Origin of the sequence: Cloacibacillus sp. (genome assembly GCA_036655895.1) — a bacterium.
In the GTDB taxonomy this organism is placed as follows: Bacteria; Synergistota; Synergistia; order Synergistales; family Synergistaceae; genus JAVVPF01.
In genome coordinates this window covers 1-2,680 of the sequence record JAVVPF010000094.1, presented here as the reverse complement: position 1 = coordinate 2,680, position 2,680 = coordinate 1, and the positions used below count along the sequence as shown (strand labels likewise).

The 2,680-nt window shown below is 55.4% G+C and carries 3 protein-coding genes; all 3 read left to right on the top strand.

Annotated features, from left to right (window positions below):
* Positions 1 to 772, top strand: a 772-nt coding sequence (locus tag RRY12_12915) for a hypothetical protein (protein ID MEG2185575.1), incomplete at its 5' end; no start/stop codon positions are given.
* Between the two features lie 58 nt (positions 773 to 830).
* Positions 831 to 1,910, top strand: coding sequence for an ATP-binding protein (locus RRY12_12910; GenBank protein ID MEG2185574.1), 1,080 nt, complete (start codon positions 831 to 833; stop codon positions 1,908 to 1,910).
* Positions 1,907 to 2,554: a response regulator transcription factor gene (locus RRY12_12905; protein ID MEG2185573.1), complete on the top strand. Its 648-nt coding sequence runs from the start codon at positions 1,907 to 1,909 to the stop codon at positions 2,552 to 2,554. The genes RRY12_12910 and RRY12_12905 overlap by 4 nt, the downstream gene beginning before the upstream one ends.
* The last annotated feature ends 126 nt before the right edge of the window (positions 2,555 to 2,680 follow it).

Below are 2,680 nucleotides of genomic sequence, written 5' to 3'. Positions count from 1 at the left end.
CGATATCGGTCCGTTCGTTCCAGAAGAGGCCCTTTGGCGCAACAGGCTCTATCTCTTGATGGAACACGCCTTCATCGGGCAGTACGGCATCAAGGAATACACTGTTGATGAAAGGTTTCCCGTCATCCCAGCACTTGCGCGTGACGAACTGTGGGTGCGCGAAAACGGAACTGTCTCCTACATATGGCAGGAACATCCTCTCGTACGTTCGCTGATTGAAAGGTTCCCCAAATGGGGAGTCGCAGCGCGCGGCTGCGCCGCGCCAGGGCAGGCGGCGCTTGACGATTGGGCTCGTGAAAGCGGAGCCTTTACGCAGGAGCTGCGTTTTGATTTGATGCTGCGCAGCCGCTACGACTTCGACCTCTACAGGAAGTCACAGCAGGAGCCCACGGACCGATTCAAATTGAAGGATGCGGACAGGCTCTTTTTCCACAGAGCACGCTCCACCAACGAGACATTGGATCTGATAGGCAGGCTCCATCTTTTTCTTTTAGCAAACCGGCGCGTCTATATCCCCGGCTACGCCGACATCGACTCGCAGCAGCAGGAAAACTGGACGATGCTGGTGCTTGCCACGGATGGTGAAAAAGAGCTTGAAGAGACGGCCTCTGTCCTGCGCGGTTTTGGCTCGGCTCTTATAGATCCAGCGCGCCCTCTTTTTATCGTAGGCACCAGCATCGAGCGCCTGCGTATGCAGAACAGACCAGAATACACGGTCTATGATTGGTTCTGCGACCGAACCGTCCACATAGCGAGACCCGACAATGCCTGACTTCCCTCCGCCCCGCTCTTGTGCTAAAGTAATGCGAAGCAGGCAGGGGATGGAAAAAATGTACGCAAATGATTTTTTTGATAAAATGTTTTTTGAGCAGACCCTCATTCCCATCGCGCTATATCAGATGGACGGCGACGTCAGCAAACTGGGGGCGGCCGCGGTTCGTTTCCTTGAAGTGAACGAGGCTTACGAACACGTCAATAAAGTTGCTCGCGACGGCGTCGTCGGCAGGACCTTTGCCGACGTCTGGGCCGGCGTTGAGCCGTGCTGGTCGGAGATAATAGTCCGGTGCCTCCTTGAAAAACACGCGGTTCACTGTGAAAATGAAAGTAAAGCTACAGGAAAATATCTTGAGGCGATAGCCTTCCCTCTTTCAAATGAGAGGGCCGTCACCGTTTTTCTGGACCGTACGGTCCTTAAAAAATCCGAAATGGCGCTACGTGAGAAGGAACATACGCTCACCTCGTACCGGAACATGCTGCGCGAGCTTGCCACGAAGCTGACGCTGAGCGAAGAATCGACGCGCCGCGAGATAGCGAACGACATCCATGACCGGATAGGCCATTCGTTGCTTGCGCAGCTTCTTGATTTGCGCAAGCTGAAAGAAAACTTCGACCTTCCGGCAGGCGCGCGTTCCATCGTCGAAAAAACCATCGTGGAGACGGAGCAGATGATAACCGAAAGCCGCGAGCTCATCTTTGAGCTGAGCCCGCCCATACTCCTTGAGGTCGGCATCACCCCGGCCATAGAGGCGCTGGCGGACAACCTGCTGACCCCGCAGTCAATAAAATGGCACGTCACGGCGCGCGGCAGCATCGACGATTTTCCCGCGGACGACGCAGTCTGCGTCATCCTTTACAGAATGACGCGCGAACTTCTTATAAACGTAATAAAACACGCCGCAGCTTCGACGGTGTACATCAGCATCAACCGCGGCCCCGGGCGCATACAGGTGGTCGTCGAAGACGACGGACGCGGGATCTCAAAAAAGAAAAAGGCAGCCTCCGGGCTGGGTTTATTTAGCATAAGAGAACGCCTGCTGCACATAGGCGGCGAGATGCAGCTCATCTCAAACAAAGACGGCACCACGATCTCTCTTATGGCGCCGCTTAAAATGAAAGCAGAACCGAAATGATAAGACTTCTCATAGCGGACGACCACGAACTGTTTCGAGAAGGGCTCAAAAGCCTGCTCGCGCGCGAGACGGACATAGAGCTTGCCGGCTCCTGCTCCGACGGGACGGAGGCGCTTGCCGCGATAGCCGCGATAAAGCCGGACGTCGTCCTGATGGACGTTACGATGCCGCATATGAACGGCATCGCGGCGACGCAGAAGATATGCGCGGACAACCCTCAGGCAGCCGTAATAATGCTTTCTATGCACAACGACAGGCGCTTCATCGCGGAGGCACTCAAGGCCGGCGCCAAAGGCTACATATTAAAAGAAAGTTCACCTGAGCTTGTCGTGGACGCGATACACACAGTCTACGGCGGCGACTACTGCCTTCCGCCGAAGGTCTGCTCCGTGCTTGTGGAGGATTACCTGCGGCTTCTTGAAACAAGTGGTATGGCCGATAAATCGCCGCTGTCGGAGCGCGAAAACGAAGTGTTGCGGCTTCTGGTGAAAGGTCGCACAGCAAAACAGATAGCCGACGCCCTTTCCATAAGCAAGAACACGGTAGATACGCACAGACGCCGCATGATGGACAAACTGGGCTACGACAGCATGGCTGAGCTGACCAGATACGCCATACGGGAAGGCCTGCTTACGCTAGACTAGATAAAATAAAAAGCCAGTCGCACCGCCCGAAATGGGCTGGCGCGGCGTCTCTTATCTCCCCTCTAAAATCTGCTCCCCCAGTACGCGCACGGCGGTTTTTACGTCGTAGCCGTCGATTGCCGCGCC

What these genes read in the sequence shown, in the direction of transcription:
- RRY12_12910 (MEG2185574.1), top strand. Translation starts at nt 831, where the DNA reads ATGTACGCAAATGATTTTTTTGATAAAATGTTTTTTGAGCAGACCCTC.
- RRY12_12905 (MEG2185573.1), top strand. Translation starts at nt 1,907, where the DNA reads ATGATAAGACTTCTCATAGCGGACGACCACGAACTGTTTCGAGAAGGG.